Raw genomic sequence first — 14,999 nt, forward strand, 5'->3', positions numbered from 1 at the left:
GTGCTATAAGCGTTCCTGTGGGCAGTTACTCTTAGTCGCTGAGGCGCGCCAAGCGGGCCTACTGGTCGAAGGGCTCCTTGCGGCAAACACCAAGCTATGCCTTTCGCTCATTGCCGAAGGATTTACGATTCCCCCACACAGAATGCAGCCGCCCGGGCTACGAGGCCAGAGAGCCGATGCAACTCGTAAGACAACAGAGTGATTGCAGAAAGAGGGGCTATGCGAATCAGAAATAGCCAGCCGGCTAGGGGTTACTGTTAGGAGTTTGAACGTTACTGCTGAAGGAGCAGAAAATATCGCTGGCACCGAACGAGTGAACGTGAGGGCTTTGGGACGGCATAGTTTGACTAAATAATCGATGATCCCTAGGCCCAGCACAGATAGAGGCAGTACATCGGTTTTCCAGAGGCACCAGGGGCCCCGCATCAAAGAATACTGCTGCTTCGATGACCAAGCTCGCACGACGTTGAGGTAGTCCTTGGGCAGGGTAGGATTCGAATCCGCTATCAATGCGAGCATCCATCAGCCTGTTCGAGGACTGCTTCTCTTACGTGGAGGGCAGAACCGCAAAATGCGATAGATATCTCAATTTGACAAAAGAAGCCCTAGTCATGCGCAAATGGCAAAACATGGAACTCGTCGAAGATCACCAGCCCTACGCCATCGAGGGCAGGGTCGTCCTGCAACCGCCGAGCGAGAATGCCCTCGGTGACCACTTCGATGCGCATAGCCGGGCCGACCTTGCTGTCCAGGCGGATGCGGTAACCGACAGTCTCGCCAACCGCCTCGCCCAGCTCGCTGGCCAGCCGTTCGGCCGCGGCGCGAGCCGCCAGGCGCCGCGGTTCGAGCATCAGGATCGTTTGCCCGGCCAGCCAGCGCTCGTCGAGCAATGCCAACGGAACACGGGTCGTCTTGCCCGCGCCGGGCGGTGCCTCGAGCACCGCTTCGTCACGGTCGTTGAGGGCTTGGCGCAAGGCCGGCAATGCTTGATCAATGGGCAGCGAAATCATGGACACTCGGGATAGGTACGGCGTCGGGACGATGACCGCAACGCCCGCAAACAAGGAAGCGCAGTGTACGGCCAGCAAACCCGCCGCTTCAGCCTGTTTTTTGCCGCCTGACCGAGCGCCGCAGCACCCGCTGCACGCAACGGTCTCGGCTCAGTTCACGCTATAGCCCCGCCCGGTGAGGCAGGCGCTGAGCGCGCGCCGGTAGGTGTCGGCCGTGGCCGCCGGAGGCGCGGCCTGTGCAGTCGCCGGATCGAAGCCACTCTGGCTGACGGCCCATGTATGGCACTCGTAGCGGTCGCGGCTCTGCTGCTCGGCGCTCTGCGCCTTGGCCGGGTAAGCGATGACATCGTATCGCCCGGGCTCGCTGGCCGGCACCACCGGGGGCGGGCTGGCGGGCTCGTACTGGTTGCGGTCGGCGTTCCACAGGTAGTACGTCCCGGCGGCGACGAAGTAAAGCATGCTGCCGATCCATAATTCCCGGGCGCCCGAGGGCAGCCCATGGCCATGCCGCGGGCCTGGCTGAGCATGACGAAAATCGGGACCACCCGGGCGGTCATGGCCATCCGGGCCGTGTCCGGGCGCGGCGAAAGCGGGAACACTGAGAACGAAAGCAAGTGATGCGGCGATGCAAGCGCGCGAAAGGGACCAGGGCATGATGCGCCTCCAGAAAACGACGGGATTGTTGCGTTGCCGATTATCCGCGGGCGGGCACGAGCCGACCGTCAACCAAAGGTAAGGTGTTGGTAAAAACGCAGGCCTACCCCAGCCGTGAACACCGGGGCGCGCGGAGCGGTCTGATATCGCGAAAACATCACGCAGCCCTTGTATAGTTGCGCCACTTTTTCAGGAGGTCCCTATGCGTACTCGTTCCCGTGTCATCGGCGGCGTGCTGGCCGTCTCCCTGTTCACCCAGCTGACCGCCTGCGGCACGCTGTTCTACCCCGACCGCCGTGGGCAGATCGAAGGCAAGATCGACCCAGCCATTGCCGTAGCCAACGCCATCGGCCTGTTGTTCTACGTGATCCCCGGCCTGATCGCCTTCGGCATCGACTTCGCCACCGGCGCGATCTACCTCCCCGATGACAGCTACTCCATGGCTCCGGAAAAACTTCAGGAAGCCATCGGCGCCGATGGCGTCATCGACCAGGCCAAGCTCAAGGCCATCATCGAGGCGGAAACCGGGCGCAGCCTGCCGCTGGATGATCCGCGCCTGATTCAGCACAACGGCAGCGTCGAGCAACTGGCCGCCTTCGGACCGCGTCCGGCCGCCTGATGCCACAACCAGCAGGCGAACGGCGCAAAGGGGTCAGCGCCGAGCATGCGCGGCTGATGCGCCGGGCCACGCGCCTGGCGCTCGGCGTGGCCCTGACCCTGGCCGGCTGCAAGGCGCTGGCCTGGTGGCTGAGCGGCTCGGTGAGCTTGCTTGCCGGCCTCACCGACTCACTGCTCGACGGCGCCGCCTCGCTGCTCAATCTGCTGGCGGTGCACTATTCGCTGCGCCCGGCCGATGACGACCATCGCTACGGCCACGGCAAGGCCGAAGCGTTGGCCGGGCTGGGCCAGGGCGCCTTCATTTCGGTCAGCGCCATCTTGGTCAGCGTCCAGGGCATCGACCGTATGCTGAACCCCGAACCGCTCGGCGCGCCTGCGCTGGGCATTGCGGTGATGCTGCTGTCACTGGCGCTGACCGTGGCGCTGCTCATCTACCAGCGTCACGTGGTGCGTGAAACCGGCTCGACCGCCATCCGCGCCGACTCGCTGCATTACCGTTCCGATCTGCTGCTCAACAGCAGCATCCTGGTGGCGCTGGTGCTTGCCGGCTACGGCTGGGAGCGCCTCGACGCCGTGTTCGGTATCGCCATCGCGCTGTACATCGTCTGGAGCGCGCTGAGCATCGTGCGCGAAGCCGGCGCGGTGCTGATGGATACCGAGCTGCCACCGGAGATCAGCGAAGACATGGGCCGGCTAGCCTGCGACGTGCCCGGCGTGGTCGGCTGTCACGACCTGCGGACCCGCGTGTCAGGTACCCGCTGGTTCGTGCAGATGCACCTGGAGCTGCCTGGCGAGCTGCCGCTGATCGAAGCGCATGCACTGTGTGATCAGGTTGAGGCGGCGATTCATGCCAGGTATCCGCGGGCCGAAGTGCTGGTTCATGCCGATCCGCTTGAGGTGGTTAGGCCGAAGGGGTGACCCGGCGGAAAGCACGCAGGCGTTCTGACAGTGCTGGTTTCGCCCAGCAGGGCGAAACCAATGCCTCAGCCAGCTCGGCAATTGAAATCGCCCCACCTTTTAGCCACCAAACAAAACCCCAAAACGAAAAAGACCACGCCTGGGCGTGGTCTCTTCGATTCGTCTGGCCGATGGTGACGGCGTCTTCTCGCAGCGCCTCGTGAGCGCCGGGGGCCCGGACCGTCGACCTCGGTAAGGTTCTCGGTAAGCACGGCGGGGATCCTTGCCATGCCTGTTCTGCCGGGGGCTGAAGTTGGATAAAGCTTACGCGCCCCACATTGGCAGAGGATTGCGAACATTGCTCGAATACCACGTCGTTGCGCAATCTGCTCACGCAAGTGCATAGTTCTGCGCAACAACCTCACGCAAGCGAAGAGAAATGAGCAAACTTGACCGCTACGACCTGCGCATTCTGGCCGAATTGCAACGCGACGCGCGTATCTCCAACCAAGACTTGGCCGAGCGCATCGGCCTGTCGCCCTCCCCCTGCTCCCGACGCGTCAAGCAGCTCGAAGACGACGGCTACATCGCCCGCCAGGTCGCGCTGCTCGATCGCAAGAAGCTCGGCCTGACACTCACCGCCTACGTGCTGATTGGCATGGATCGTCATACCCCAGACCGTTTCGAGCACTTCGAGGGTGTAATCGGCAATTGCCCAGAAGTGCTCGAATGCAGCCTCGTGACGGGCATGGATGCCGACTATCAGCTCAAGGTCGTGGTGCCGGACATGGAGCATTATCAGGCGTTCCTACTCGGCACACTGACGCGTATCGATGGGGTATCGAGCGTGCGCTCCAGCTTCGTGCTGCGGCAGGTGGCATCGAGCACCGAGTTGCCGCTCGGGCACTTACGCAGCTGAGACGGGTTTCTCGCCGTAACCCTTACAGCTGATGTGGTTACTGCCTATAATTCCCGCCCTCACGCCGGCCCGCCTATGCTGCGGGCCCGCGCCGCTCAGCCCGTTTGCAAAGGAATGCGTATGAAAGAGACCGACCGCGTCATGCAAAGCTACGGTCGTTGCTGTGCCAGCGACGGCTTCTTCGACGACTTCTACGCAACCTTCCTCGCCAGCTCAGCCGCTGTACGTGCCAAGTTCGCGGACACAGACATGTCCGCGCAGAAACGCCTGTTGCGGGCCGGCATCATGAACCTGGTGCTGTTCGCCCGCGGCATGCCGGACACCAAGCTCAAGGCACTCGGCATGAGCCATTCCCGTGCGCAGCTCGACATCGGCCCCGAACTCTACGACCTGTGGCTGGCTGCGCTACTCCAGACCATAGACCAGCACGATACCAAGCTGACACAGCCGGACCGGCAGGCCTGGCGCAGCGTGCTCGGCAAGGGCATCGAGGTGATCCGCTCGCACTATTGAGGGGCCTGCGACAACCCGCCCCACCTGCCGCCCGCAGCGCGGGCCACAGAACGCTTCAGTTCCGGCGCCGTCCAATCTGGCGAGCACTTGCACGCCCGGCGCGCGCGTATACTGCGCCGCTCGCACCGGTTGGCCGGTGCCCTCCAAATCGACGTCAGCTGGAGACCTACGTGGAACCCGAAGTATTCGAAAAGTGGATGATGATTGCCCTGGTTGGCGGCCTGATGGCGTTTATGGCCTTCATCATTTGGGATCTGGCCAAGAAGTCGAGAGCTGGCCGGCTCGGCACCGCGATCCTCTTCTTGGGTCTGGGGCTGTGTCTGTTCGCCTTTCTCGCCAAGCCGATCATCGGCTACATCATCGAAGTCACCCAGGGCATCCCGCACTGACGCCCTGCTGGTCGGCTACAGTCTCGCCGGCGCGTCCCGCCACTCGCCCGGCTGAAGGCCATCCAGGCTCCAGGGGCCGATCCGCACGCGCACCAGCCGCAACGTTGGTAGCCCTACGGCTGCGGTCATGCGCCGGACCTGCCGGTTTCGGCCTTCACGAATGATCAGTTCCAGCCAGCAGGTCGGCACCGACTTGCGAAAACGCACCGGTGGGGTGCGCTCCCACAAGGCGGGTTCCTCAAGCTGACGCGCTTCGGCCGGCAACGTCGGCCCATCGTTGAGCATGACGCCATCACGCAGTTGTTGCAGTTGCGCCTCGCTGGCCTCGCCTTCTACTTGCACCCAGTAAGTTTTCGGCAGCTTGTGCTTGGGATCGGCGATACGCGCCTGCAACCGACCGTCGTTAGTGAGCAGCAACAGCCCCTCGCTATCACGATCCAGCCGCCCGGCCGGGTAAACGCCCGGCACCGGTACGAAATCTTTGAGCGTGGCGCGCCCGTCGGCGTCGGCGAATTGGGTAAGCACGTCGAACGGCTTGTTCAAGAGGAGAAGGCGCGGCTCGGCGGGCGGCGCCTTGGCGACGCGGCGGGGCTGAGGGCGAACGCCGGAGCGCGGCGGACGAGGGCGATCGGTGCGGGGCATGGCAGGGCCTAAACGAGCAGGCCGCCATGCTAGGGCCCGGTAGGGTGGCCGGCAAGCGGTAGGGCGAGGTAGCACCGCCTGTTCGGCCCAAGCCTGGGCACCACAACGGTGCAGGGCCTGCGCCATCATCAAGCCGAGCGCCCTTTTATCGAACGGCACCCTACCTCGCGCCCTCTCGCCGCGCATTCCAAAAAATCCCGCTAAGCGGCGGCGCAGAGGGCTCGCCATGAAATTGGCACGGATGCTGCGATGCAGGGTTCAGTCCTAAAGGACCCACCCAACAGTTGCGCACGGACAGCCAAGGAGCCGCCCACAATGAAACGCCGTCCTCTGATCAAGTCCACCCTCGCCGCCAGCGCCCTGATGCTCAGCGGCCTGTTCCCGTTCACCCTGCAGGCTGCCGAAACCATCAAGGTCGGCATCCTGCATTCGCTGTCCGGCACCATGGCCATCTCCGAGACCTCGCTCAAGGACATGGCGCTGATGACCATCGACGAGATCAACGCCAAGGGCGGCGTGCTCGGCAAGCAGCTCGAGCCGGTCGTGGTTGACCCGGCGTCGAACTGGCCGCTGTTTGCCGAAAAGGGCCGGCAGCTGCTGACACAGGACAAGGTCGCCGTGACCTTTGGATGCTGGACCAGCGTGTCGCGCAAGTCCGTACTGCCCGTCTACGAAGAACTCGACGGTCTGCTGTTCTACCCCGTGCAATACGAAGGCGAAGAGCTGTCGCCGAACGTGTTCTACACCGGCGCGGCGCCAAACCAGCAGGCCATCCCAGCGGTTGAATACCTGATGAGCGAAGACGGCGGCGGCGCCGAGCGCTTCTTCCTGCTCGGCACCGACTACGTCTACCCGCGCACCACCAACAAGATCCTGCGCGCCTTCCTGCTCAGCAAGGGCGTGCCGGAGTCCAGCATCGAAGAGGTCTACACCCCCTTCGGTCACAGCGATTACCAGACCATCGTCGCCAACATCAAGAAGTTCTCCGCCGGCGGCAAGACCGCTGTGGTGTCGACCATCAATGGCGACTCCAACGTGCCCTTCTACAAGGAACTGGCCAACCAGGGCCTGGAAGCCACCGACGTCCCGGTCGTGGCGTTCTCGGTTGGTGAAGAAGAACTGCGCGGCATCGACACCAAACCGCTGGTAGGCCATCTGGCTGCGTGGAACTACTTCCAGTCGGTGGACAATCCGGTCAACGAAGCCTTTGTTAGCAAATGGAAAACCTATGCCAAGGAAAAAGGCCTGCCGGGCGCCGACAAGGCCGTGACCAACGATCCGATGGAAGCCACCTACGTCGGCATCCACATGTGGGCGCAGGCCGTCGAGAAGGCAGGCACTACCGACGTCGCCAAGGTGCGTGAGGCGCTGGCCGGTCAGAGTTTCGAGGCACCGAGCGGTTACACCCTCACCATGGACGAGAAGAATCACCACCTGCACAAGCCGGTGATGATCGGCGAGGTCCAGGAGGACGGCCAGTTCTCCGTGGTCTGGGAAACCGAAAGCCCGGTCCGCGCTCAGCCGTGGAGCCCCTACATCCCCGGCAACGACAAGAAACCGGATTACGCGGTGAAGTCGAACTAACCGCTGCGGTCGTGCGGTGGATGAACGAAGCGCATCCACCCACCACCGCCCGGCTTTCGTCGGGTGGATCGGGACGCGGAGTCGAGGCGTTCTCATTCACCTGCCCCCGCCGCCAGCTCCGCCAAGAGAGCACACGGCGACCCCTGGGAATTGCATGAATGAACACTGCCCTGCATCGATTACTGCTGCTGCTCTTGCTTGCCCTGCCCTGGGCCGCGCACGCCGGAGACGCAGCCGATTACGCCAAGGCCAGCCCAGCCAAACAGGCCAAGCTGCTCGAACAATGGGCCGCCGCGCCAGATCCGGATCGACTGCCCCTGATCGAAGCACTTCGCGCAAACCGCGTGGTGATCGACCAGAACAAGACGCCTTTTATCGAGGAAAACGGCAGTTTCCGTGCCCTGGAGGGCACCGCCGACCCCGTTGGCACACCCAAGAAGCTGCGCCTGAACAATCGCCTGCGCGGCCTGCTTAACACCGCACTGGCGAGCCATCAGCTGTTCGCCGAAGACCCGGCACAACGCCTCGCTGCGGCCAAGCGCCTGCAGCGCAGCGGCCAACCGGAACAGCTCGAGCTGCTTCAGCAGCGCCTGGACGCCGAGGACGATGCCGCCGTCAGCGAAGCGCTGACCCTGGCGCTGGCCAACTTGCAGCTGACCGCGAACGATCCGGCAGTACGCCTCGCCGCGGTGCGCCTGCTCGGTGAAACCGGCGCGCCCATGGCTCGAGTAAGGCTGGAAAACCTGCTGGCCGACGAGGCGGAAACCGACGCCACCGTACGCAAGGCGGCGGAAACCAGCCTCGCCCAGGTCAAGCGCAAGCTGCTGATCGGCGAACTGCTCGGCCAGGCCTTCAGTGGCTTGTCGCTGGGTTCGATCCTGTTGCTGGCCGCCCTCGGTCTGGCGATCACCTTCGGCCTGCTCGGCGTGATCAACATGGCGCACGGCGAAATGCTGATGCTCGGCGCCTACACCACCTACATGGTGCAGGTGCTAATGGCGCGCCTCGCGCCCGACGCCCTCGCCCTGTATCCGCTCGTGGCGCTGCCGGTAGCCTTTGTCGTGACGGCGGCGATCGGCATGGCGCTGGAGCGCACGGTGATCCGCCACCTTTACGGCCGCCCGCTGGAAACCCTGCTGGCGACCTGGGGCATCAGCCTGATCCTGATACAGCTCGTGCGCGTCTTGTTCGGCGCGCAGAACGTCGAAGTCGCCAACCCCGGCTGGCTGTCCGGCGGCCTGCAGGTGTTGCCGAACCTGGTACTGCCCTACAACCGCATGATCATCATCGGCTTCGCGCTTTTCGTGGTGCTGCTGACCTGGCTCCTGCTGAACAAGACGCGCCTGGGTTTGAACGTCCGCGCGGTTACGCAGAACCGCAACATGGCAGCTTGCTGCGGCGTCGCAACCGGCCGTGTCGACATGATGGCCTTCGGCCTGGGTTCCGGCATCGCCGGCCTCGGCGGCGTCGCCCTGAGCCAGATCGGCAACGTCGGCCCGGACCTAGGCCAGAGCTACATCATCGACTCCTTCCTGGTTGTCGTGCTCGGCGGTGTCGGTCAGCTGGCTGGCAGCATCTTCGCCGCCTTCGGCCTCGGCATCGCCAACAAGATTCTCGAACCGCAGATCGGCGCCGTGCTGGGCAAGATCCTCATCCTTGCGCTGATCATCCTGTTCATCCAGAAGCGTCCGCAGGGGCTGTTTGCGCTGAAAGGGAGGGTGATCGATTGAAGACCTATTTCGCCTCCCGTGTAGGAACGATTAGAGACGCCCGGTGCTCGCTCGCGGTCAGGCTGCAATCCAGCGACCTCGCAGGGTCGCCAGCAAGCTGGCTCCTACGGGGCAGCCCACGAATCGGCATCCCTGTCATCAACCTGCGGCAGGAGCGTCACTCATGAACCAGCCACTCACCGTTACCGCCGCACAAAAAGCTGGCCCGACACTGACCGTCGTTGCCCTCGGTTTGGCACTCGCCATCCTGCTGGCCATGCCGCTGCTGCACCTGTTGCCGGCCGACAACGCCTTCCATGTCTCGGCCTACACCTTGACGCTGGTGGGCAAGATTCTCTGTTACGCCATCGTCGCCCTGGCGCTGGACCTGGTGTGGGGTTACGCCGGCCTGTTGTCCCTCGGCCACGGCCTGTTCTTCGCCCTCGGTGGCTACGCCATGGGCATGTACCTGATGCGCCAGAGCGCCGGTGACGGCCTGCCGGCATTCATGAGCTTCCTCGCCTGGAACGAGCTGCCCTGGTACTGGTATGGCACGTCCAGCTTCCTCTGGGCGATGTGCCTGGTCGTGCTGGTGCCGGGCCTGCTCGCTTTTGTGTTCGGGTTTTTCGCCTTCCGCTCACGGATCAAGGGGGTGTACTTCTCGATCATGACCCAGGCGCTGACCTTCGCCGGCATGCTGCTGTTCTTTCGCAACGAGACGGGTTTTGGGGGCAATAACGGCTTTACTGGTTTCAGTCGCATCCTTGGGTTCGACATAACCGCCCCTGCCACCCGCGCAGCGCTCTTTCTCGCCACGGTGGCGCTGCTTGCCGGCAGTTTGTTACTGGGTTGGACGCTTGCGTGGAGCAAGTTCGGCCGGGTACTGACTGCGGTCCGCGATGCCGAAAACCGGCTGATGTTCTGCGGCTACGATCCGCGCGGCTACAAGCTGTTCATCTGGACGCTATCCGCGGTGCTTTGCGGGCTGGCCGGTGCGCTCTACGTGCCGCAGGTGGGGATCATCAATCCCAGCGAAATGGCACCGACCCAATCCATCGAAGCCGCCGTCTGGGTCGCCCTCGGCGGCCGAGGCACGCTTATCGGCCCGCTGCTCGGCGCCGGTATCGTCAATGGCATGAAGAGCTGGTTCACCGTGGCGTTCCCCGAGTACTGGCTGTTCGCGCTCGGTGCGCTGTTCATCATCGTCACGCTGTACCTGCCAAAAGGCGTCATCGGACTACTGCGCCGGAGGGGCGAAGGATGAAGACCGCACCCGTACCCGAACTGATCGAAACGGCCGATGCACTAGGAAGTGGCCGAGATGCCATTGGCCTTGGCCGTATGAAAACCCAAGGCCTGGATGCTCGCCACGGCACGATCCTCAGTCTTGAAGATATCTGCGTCAGCTTCGATGGCTTCAAGGCACTGACCAACCTCAGCCTGTACATCGGCATGGGGGAGCTGCGCTGCATCATCGGCCCCAACGGCGCCGGCAAGACCACCATGATGGACGTCATCACCGGCAAGACCCGACCAGACAGCGGCAGCGCCTATTTCGGCGATACCCTCGACCTCACTCGCATGAGCGAGGTCGAGATCGCCCAGGCAGGCATCGGTCGCAAGTTTCAGAAACCCACGGTATTCGAAGCGCTGTCCGTATTCGAGAACCTGGAACTGGCGCAGAAGACCGACAAATCGGTGTGGGCCAGCCTCAAGGCCAAACTCAACGGCGAACAGAAAGACCGTATCGACGACGTGCTGGAGACCATCCGCCTCGGCCAGTCGCGTCATCGTCCGGCCGGGCTGCTGTCCCACGGGCAGAAGCAGTTCCTCGAGATCGGCATGCTGCTGATGCAGTCGCCGCAGCTCTTGCTGCTCGACGAGCCGGTGGCCGGCATGACGGATGCCGAAACCGAATTCACCGCTGAGCTGTTCAGGTCGCTTGCACGCAAACATTCGCTGATGGTCGTCGAGCACGACATGGGCTTCGTCGACACCATTGCCGACCACGTCACCGTGCTGCATCAAGGCCAGGTGCTGGCCGAGGGTTCGCTGCAGCAGGTGCAAGCGGATGAGCGGGTGATTGAGGTGTATCTGGGGCGGTAAGCCGTTCACAGGGAGATGACTGGCGCCATTCACCGAGGGCATCACGGTGGATGGGTAAAGCGTCATCCACCCTACGCCCGCCAAACGCCCATGCCCGCATCAACGCAAACCTAATCGTAGGGTGGATAACGCCAGAGGCTTATCCACCAAGTGAAGGAGTCGCACATGCTGCAAGTCCAGCAACTGCACCAGTACTACGGCGGTAGCCACATCCTGCGCGGCCTCTCGTTCGAAGTGCCGATCGGCGAAATCACCTGCCTGCTCGGACGCAACGGGGTGGGAAAAACCACCCTGCTCAAGTGCCTGATGGGCCTGATTCCGGCCAAGGAAGGCCAGGTCGAATGGGAAGGCAAACCCATCACGGGCTTCAAGCCGCACCAAAGGGTGCAGGCCGGTATCGCCTACGTTCCGCAAGGGCGGGAAATATTTGGCCGACTGACCGTCGAAGAAAACCTGCTGATGGGCCTGTCCCGCTTTAGCGCCAAGGAAGCCAAGGAAGTGCCGGCGTTCATCTACGAGCTGTTTCCGGTACTCAAGGAAATGAAGCATCGCCGTGGCGGCGACCTTTCCGGCGGCCAGCAACAGCAGCTTGCTATCGGCCGAGCCTTGGCCAGTCGCCCGCGCCTACTGATCCTCGACGAGCCTACCGAGGGCATTCAGCCATCGGTGATTAAGGAGATTGGCGTCGTCATCCAGAAGCTCGCCGCCCGCGGTGACATGGCGATTCTCCTGGTCGAGCAGTTCTATGACTTCGCGGCCGAACTGGCCGACCAGTACTTGGTGATGAGCCGCGGCGAGATTATTCAGCAAGGCCGTGGCGCGGACATGGAAGCCGAGGGGGTGCAACGGTTAGTGGCGATCTGAGCCACGCAGCGCGGGGCGGTGACAAGCGTCGTTGAGGGCGACCTGAGCACTTCTTGCGGTCAACTGTATGCTGCCGCGATCGCCGCAGCGCAGTAAGCTTCGGCAGACCGGCCTTAGCGGCCCGCTTATCCGTACAGATATGAGGTCCTTGCATGAACAACGTGGTTTTCATCACGGGTGCGACATCCGGCTTCGGCCGCGCCACCGCCCGCCGTTTCGCCGAAGCTGGCTGGGCCTTGGTACTCACCGGGCGCCGCGTGGATCGCCTGGAGGCGCTGAAGGAAGAATTGTCGAGTAAGGTCCCGGTGCACATCGCCGCGCTGGATGTGCGCGATGCCGAGGCAGTGAAGCAGGTGGTCGCCGAACTGCCCGAAGGCTTTAGGGAGGTGAAAACGCTGGTCAACAACGCAGGCCTGGCCCTGGCGCCGGAGCCCGCGCAAAAGGTCGCGCTGGAAGACTGGCACACTATGATCGACACCAACGTGACAGGGCTGGTCAACGTCACCCACGCGTTGCTGCCGCGCCTGATCGAAACCGGCAAAGGCGCGAGCATCGTCAGCATCGGCTCGGTCGCCGGCCACTGGCCCTACCCGGGCGGCCACGTCTATGGCGCGACCAAAGCCTTCGTCGAGCAGTTCAGCTACAACCTGCGCTGCGACCTGCTGGGCACCGGTGTTCGGGTGACCGACATTGCCCCGGGCATGGCCGAGACCGAATTCACCCTGGTCCGCACCAAGGGCAACCAGGACGCGTCGGACAAGCTCTACCGCGGCACCACCCCGTTGACTGCCGAAGATATTGCCGAGCAGATCTTCTACGTCGCGACCTTGCCCGATCACATCAACATCAACCGCCTCGAAGTGATGCCGACCCGCCAAGCCTGGTCGCCTTTCAATATCGACCGCGACGCCTGAGCCGGCACAAGGCGGACGCACCAGCGCCCGCCCTCGATGTCACGCGCCGCGGCTCATGCCGGCCAGGCGGTGGGAGATTGCCTGCATGCCTTGGCCGAGTTCGCGCAGGCTGGCCGCATCCCGCGCGCCCTCCTCGCTCGCGGCATGGATGCGAACGGCCAGTTCGTTGATTTCCTGTGTCACATGGCTCTGCTCCTGCGCCGCCACGGCGATCTGCTGGGCGCGCTGGGCGATGTCATCGAAGCTGGCGACGGTGTCGCCCAGGGTGCCGGCGACGCCAGCGGCTTGTTCGACGGCGTCAGTAGTGCGGTTGGCGCCGGTCTGCATGGTCGCCACGGCCTGGCCGGACGCCTGCCGCAGTTGCACGATCATCTGCTGAATTTCGTTCGCCGAGCCCTGGGTGCGTGCCGCGAGGGTGCGGACCTCGTCGGCGACCACGGCGAAGCCCCGGCCCTGCTCCCCGGCGCGCGCCGCCTCGATGGCCGCATTCAGTGCAAGCAGGTTGGTCTGTTCGGAGATCGACTTGATCACCTCGAGCACGCTGCCGACTTGTTCGATGTCCACGCCCAACTGGGTGATCGCCGTCGCCGCGCCGGTGATGTCATCGGCAAGACCGGCGATCGCCTGGCTGTTGCGCTGGACCTGTTCGCGCCCCCGCTCAGCGGCATCCAGCGAATGGCGCGCGGTATCGGAGCAGTCCGTGGTATTGCGCGCCACTTCCGCCGCGCTGGCGGACATTTCGGTGATGGCGGTGGCCAGCTGGGTATTGTCCAGACGCTGCGCCTCGGCACGTTCGGCCAGGCCAACGGACAGTTGCGCCAGCTCCGCAGCCTGCCGCTCGAGATGGTTGGATTCCTCGGCGATGCGCCGCAGCATCTGCCGCAACGAGCCGGCGTAGCGGTTCACGGCGCCACGCAGCGCGCCGAGCTCATCGGCACGGTGGATCTCCAGTTCGTTAGCCGCACTGCCCTGCTCGCCGAGGCGTTCGATCTGCAGTGTGGTTTCGTCCAGTTGCGCCAGCAGACGCTTGCCAGCGAACCAGGCCAGGCCGAGCAGCAGGCCGAGCAGCGGCAGGAGGAGCAACAACATTTCCAGGGTGAGCTCGTCGGCAAGGCCAGTGACCTGGCTTTCAGGCGTGACCAGGCCGACCCACCAGCCCGTGCCTTGGATCGGCTCGAGCGTGACGTAACCGGCGCCACCCAAACGCTCGTCGTTTGGCAGGAACAGCGCGCCGTGCGCGGCGTTGCGGTTGCCCAGTGCCTCGACGACCGGCACCAGGGAGGGCTGCTGCTTGGCCAGGTCGGCCAGGCTCGGCAGTCGCTTGGCTGCGCCGGCCTGTGGGAAAAACAGCAGGTTGCCAGCCCGATCCACTGCAAAGGCGTAGCCGCCGGTGACATTGCCGTTGGCCTGGAGAAACTGGGCCAGCCCGTCGAGTTTGAGGTCGATGGTGGCGACCCCCGCGAATATACCGTCACGCTGGTAGGGCACGCTGCAGGTGGTCATTACCACGCCGCTGACCGAGTCCTCGTAACCGTCGGACCACAGGCAGCGCCCGGCCGGTGCCGAGCGCGCACCGCTGTACCAGGACTCGCCGTGGTAGGGCGCGGTCTGCGCCGCATTGTAGTCGTCGGAATAGTCGAGCCCGCCGGTGGCATTGCGCGCCCAGAAGAAGCTGCGCCGCTCCACGCCCGCAGTGAAGGCGCCTGGCTCCGGCCACAAACCGCCACCGGCGATGGCGGCATCGCCCTGGCCGTCGACAACCCGGGGCAGGGTCACCCGGGCCAGGGCTTCATCGTTGGGCATCACCTCGGCCAGATGTGCGATGGCCGCGGTGGTTCCTTCGATACGCGACAACTGCAAGGCCAGCTGACGCGCCAGCGCCGCGGTCGATTGCTGCGCGGCGGCGCTACCGGCGGCGAGCAGGCGCGGCTTGCCGCCGAGCGCCATGACCGTATAGATCGCCAGTGCCGTCAGCATCAGCAGGACAAGGACGCCCAGCGTCATACGGGAGGCGATCCGGGTAGGAATGATCGACATACTGCAACTCCACGAAAAGTTGGCCGGTTAACGGCACCAAGCGCAGCGACTTGAATCGATTCGTCGGCTTGCCTGGAGCATCCGACAGAAGGCACTTGCGCCCCACAAACGAGCACACTTACGCGAAATGCGCGCTAGTGGTG

The 14,999-nt window shown here is 63.9% G+C and carries 15 protein-coding genes; 11 read left to right on the plus strand and 4 right to left on the minus strand.

The genetic code is table 11. The features are described from left to right. Positions 1 to 605 precede the first annotated feature (605 nt). Positions 606 to 1,010 carry a DEAD/DEAH box helicase gene (locus KXR72_RS15925; protein ID WP_437422080.1) on the minus strand — a complete coding sequence of 135 codons (405 nt, stop codon included), beginning with the start codon at positions 1,008 to 1,010 and terminating at the stop codon, positions 606 to 608. Positions 1,011 to 1,160: 150 nt separating this feature from the next. Continuing rightward, on the minus strand, positions 1,161 to 1,469 hold the full coding sequence (locus tag KXR72_RS15930; protein WP_437422081.1) for a hypothetical protein: 309 nt from the start codon (positions 1,467 to 1,469) through the stop codon (positions 1,161 to 1,163). A 397-nt stretch (positions 1,470 to 1,866) separates the two neighbouring features. On the opposite strand from KXR72_RS15930, the gene KXR72_RS15935 reads away from it, so the two are divergent. The 5 genes from KXR72_RS15935 (at position 1,867) to KXR72_RS15955 (ending at position 5,000) form a co-directional block, all read left to right on the plus strand. Next, the gene (locus tag KXR72_RS15935; protein WP_437422082.1) at positions 1,867 to 2,283 is read left to right on the plus strand and encodes a polyribonucleotide nucleotidyltransferase; all 417 of its coding nucleotides are present in this window, start codon (positions 1,867 to 1,869) and stop codon (positions 2,281 to 2,283) included. Continuing rightward, a complete protein-coding gene (locus KXR72_RS15940) occupies positions 2,283 to 3,200 on the plus strand; it encodes a cation diffusion facilitator family transporter (RefSeq protein ID WP_437422083.1) in 918 nt (305 codons plus the stop codon). The genes KXR72_RS15935 and KXR72_RS15940 overlap by 1 nt, the downstream gene beginning before the upstream one ends. A gap of 418 nt (positions 3,201 to 3,618) precedes the next feature. Continuing rightward, complete coding sequence (locus tag KXR72_RS15945) at positions 3,619 to 4,098, plus strand: Lrp/AsnC family transcriptional regulator (protein ID WP_437422084.1); 480 nt, start codon at positions 3,619 to 3,621, stop codon at positions 4,096 to 4,098. A gap of 120 nt (positions 4,099 to 4,218) precedes the next feature. After that, entirely contained in the window at positions 4,219 to 4,611 is a 393-nt protein-coding gene (locus KXR72_RS15950; protein WP_437422085.1) for a globin, read from the plus strand. Between the two features lie 170 nt (positions 4,612 to 4,781). Further along, a complete protein-coding gene (locus KXR72_RS15955) occupies positions 4,782 to 5,000 on the plus strand; it encodes a DUF2788 domain-containing protein (RefSeq protein WP_437422086.1) in 219 nt (72 codons plus the stop codon). Positions 5,001 to 5,015: 15 nt separating this feature from the next. On the opposite strand, the gene KXR72_RS15960 is transcribed toward KXR72_RS15955, so the two are convergent. Then, complete coding sequence (locus KXR72_RS15960) at positions 5,016 to 5,642, minus strand: pseudouridine synthase (protein ID WP_437422087.1); 627 nt, start codon at positions 5,640 to 5,642, stop codon at positions 5,016 to 5,018. A gap of 315 nt (positions 5,643 to 5,957) precedes the next feature. Between KXR72_RS15960 and urtA the strand changes: the two genes are divergently transcribed. The 6 genes from urtA to KXR72_RS15990 all read left to right on the plus strand — a co-directional run bounded on the left by urtA (position 5,958) and on the right by KXR72_RS15990 (position 12,819). After that, complete coding sequence (gene urtA, locus KXR72_RS15965; protein ID WP_437422088.1) at positions 5,958 to 7,226, plus strand: urea ABC transporter substrate-binding protein; 1,269 nt, start codon at positions 5,958 to 5,960, stop codon at positions 7,224 to 7,226. Between the two features lie 158 nt (positions 7,227 to 7,384). After that, positions 7,385 to 8,956: an urea ABC transporter permease subunit UrtB gene (gene urtB / locus KXR72_RS15970; RefSeq protein ID WP_437422089.1), complete on the plus strand. Its 1,572-nt coding sequence runs from the start codon at positions 7,385 to 7,387 to the stop codon at positions 8,954 to 8,956. A 163-nt stretch (positions 8,957 to 9,119) separates the two neighbouring features. Continuing rightward, positions 9,120 to 10,199, plus strand: coding sequence for an urea ABC transporter permease subunit UrtC (urtC, locus tag KXR72_RS15975; protein WP_437422090.1), 1,080 nt, complete (start codon positions 9,120 to 9,122; stop codon positions 10,197 to 10,199). Beyond that, positions 10,196 to 11,041, plus strand: a complete 846-nt coding sequence (urtD, locus tag KXR72_RS15980; RefSeq protein WP_437422091.1) for an urea ABC transporter ATP-binding protein UrtD — start codon at positions 10,196 to 10,198, stop codon at positions 11,039 to 11,041. Before urtC ends, urtD begins: the two co-directional genes overlap by 4 nt. 165 nt (positions 11,042 to 11,206) lie before the next feature. Further along, on the plus strand, positions 11,207 to 11,905 hold the full coding sequence (gene urtE, locus KXR72_RS15985) for an urea ABC transporter ATP-binding subunit UrtE (protein ID WP_437422092.1): 699 nt from the start codon (positions 11,207 to 11,209) through the stop codon (positions 11,903 to 11,905). A 152-nt stretch (positions 11,906 to 12,057) separates the two neighbouring features. Then, the gene (locus tag KXR72_RS15990) at positions 12,058 to 12,819 is read left to right on the plus strand and encodes an SDR family oxidoreductase (RefSeq protein WP_437422093.1); all 762 of its coding nucleotides are present in this window, start codon (positions 12,058 to 12,060) and stop codon (positions 12,817 to 12,819) included. Positions 12,820 to 12,858: 39 nt separating this feature from the next. Here the strand turns inward: KXR72_RS15990 and KXR72_RS15995 are convergent, their stop codons facing one another. Next, complete coding sequence (locus KXR72_RS15995; protein ID WP_437422094.1) at positions 12,859 to 14,856, minus strand: methyl-accepting chemotaxis protein; 1,998 nt, start codon at positions 14,854 to 14,856, stop codon at positions 12,859 to 12,861. Between the last annotated feature and the right edge of the window lie 143 nt (positions 14,857 to 14,999).

Source organism: Stutzerimonas chloritidismutans, from assembly GCF_051486945.1.
GTDB classification, from domain to species: Bacteria; Pseudomonadota; Gammaproteobacteria; order Pseudomonadales; family Pseudomonadaceae; genus Stutzerimonas; species Stutzerimonas chloritidismutans_B.

What these genes read in the sequence shown, in the direction of transcription:
- KXR72_RS15925 (WP_437422080.1), bottom strand. Translation starts at nt 1,010, where the DNA reads ATGATTTCGCTGCCCATTGATCAAGCATTGCCGGCCTTGCGCCAAGCC.
- KXR72_RS15930 (WP_437422081.1), bottom strand. Translation starts at nt 1,469, where the DNA reads ATGCTTTACTTCGTCGCCGCCGGGACGTACTACCTGTGGAACGCCGAC.
- KXR72_RS15935 (WP_437422082.1), top strand. Translation starts at nt 1,867, where the DNA reads ATGCGTACTCGTTCCCGTGTCATCGGCGGCGTGCTGGCCGTCTCCCTG.
- KXR72_RS15940 (WP_437422083.1), top strand. Translation starts at nt 2,283, where the DNA reads ATGCCACAACCAGCAGGCGAACGGCGCAAAGGGGTCAGCGCCGAGCAT.
- KXR72_RS15945 (WP_437422084.1), top strand. Translation starts at nt 3,619, where the DNA reads ATGAGCAAACTTGACCGCTACGACCTGCGCATTCTGGCCGAATTGCAA.
- KXR72_RS15950 (WP_437422085.1), top strand. Translation starts at nt 4,219, where the DNA reads ATGAAAGAGACCGACCGCGTCATGCAAAGCTACGGTCGTTGCTGTGCC.
- KXR72_RS15960 (WP_437422087.1), bottom strand. Translation starts at nt 5,642, where the DNA reads ATGCCCCGCACCGATCGCCCTCGTCCGCCGCGCTCCGGCGTTCGCCCT.
- urtA (WP_437422088.1), top strand. Translation starts at nt 5,958, where the DNA reads ATGAAACGCCGTCCTCTGATCAAGTCCACCCTCGCCGCCAGCGCCCTG.
- urtB (WP_437422089.1), top strand. Translation starts at nt 7,385, where the DNA reads ATGAACACTGCCCTGCATCGATTACTGCTGCTGCTCTTGCTTGCCCTG.
- urtC (WP_437422090.1), top strand. Translation starts at nt 9,120, where the DNA reads ATGAACCAGCCACTCACCGTTACCGCCGCACAAAAAGCTGGCCCGACA.
- urtD (WP_437422091.1), top strand. Translation starts at nt 10,196, where the DNA reads ATGAAGACCGCACCCGTACCCGAACTGATCGAAACGGCCGATGCACTA.
- urtE (WP_437422092.1), top strand. Translation starts at nt 11,207, where the DNA reads ATGCTGCAAGTCCAGCAACTGCACCAGTACTACGGCGGTAGCCACATC.
- KXR72_RS15990 (WP_437422093.1), top strand. Translation starts at nt 12,058, where the DNA reads ATGAACAACGTGGTTTTCATCACGGGTGCGACATCCGGCTTCGGCCGC.
- KXR72_RS15995 (WP_437422094.1), bottom strand. Translation starts at nt 14,856, where the DNA reads ATGTCGATCATTCCTACCCGGATCGCCTCCCGTATGACGCTGGGCGTC.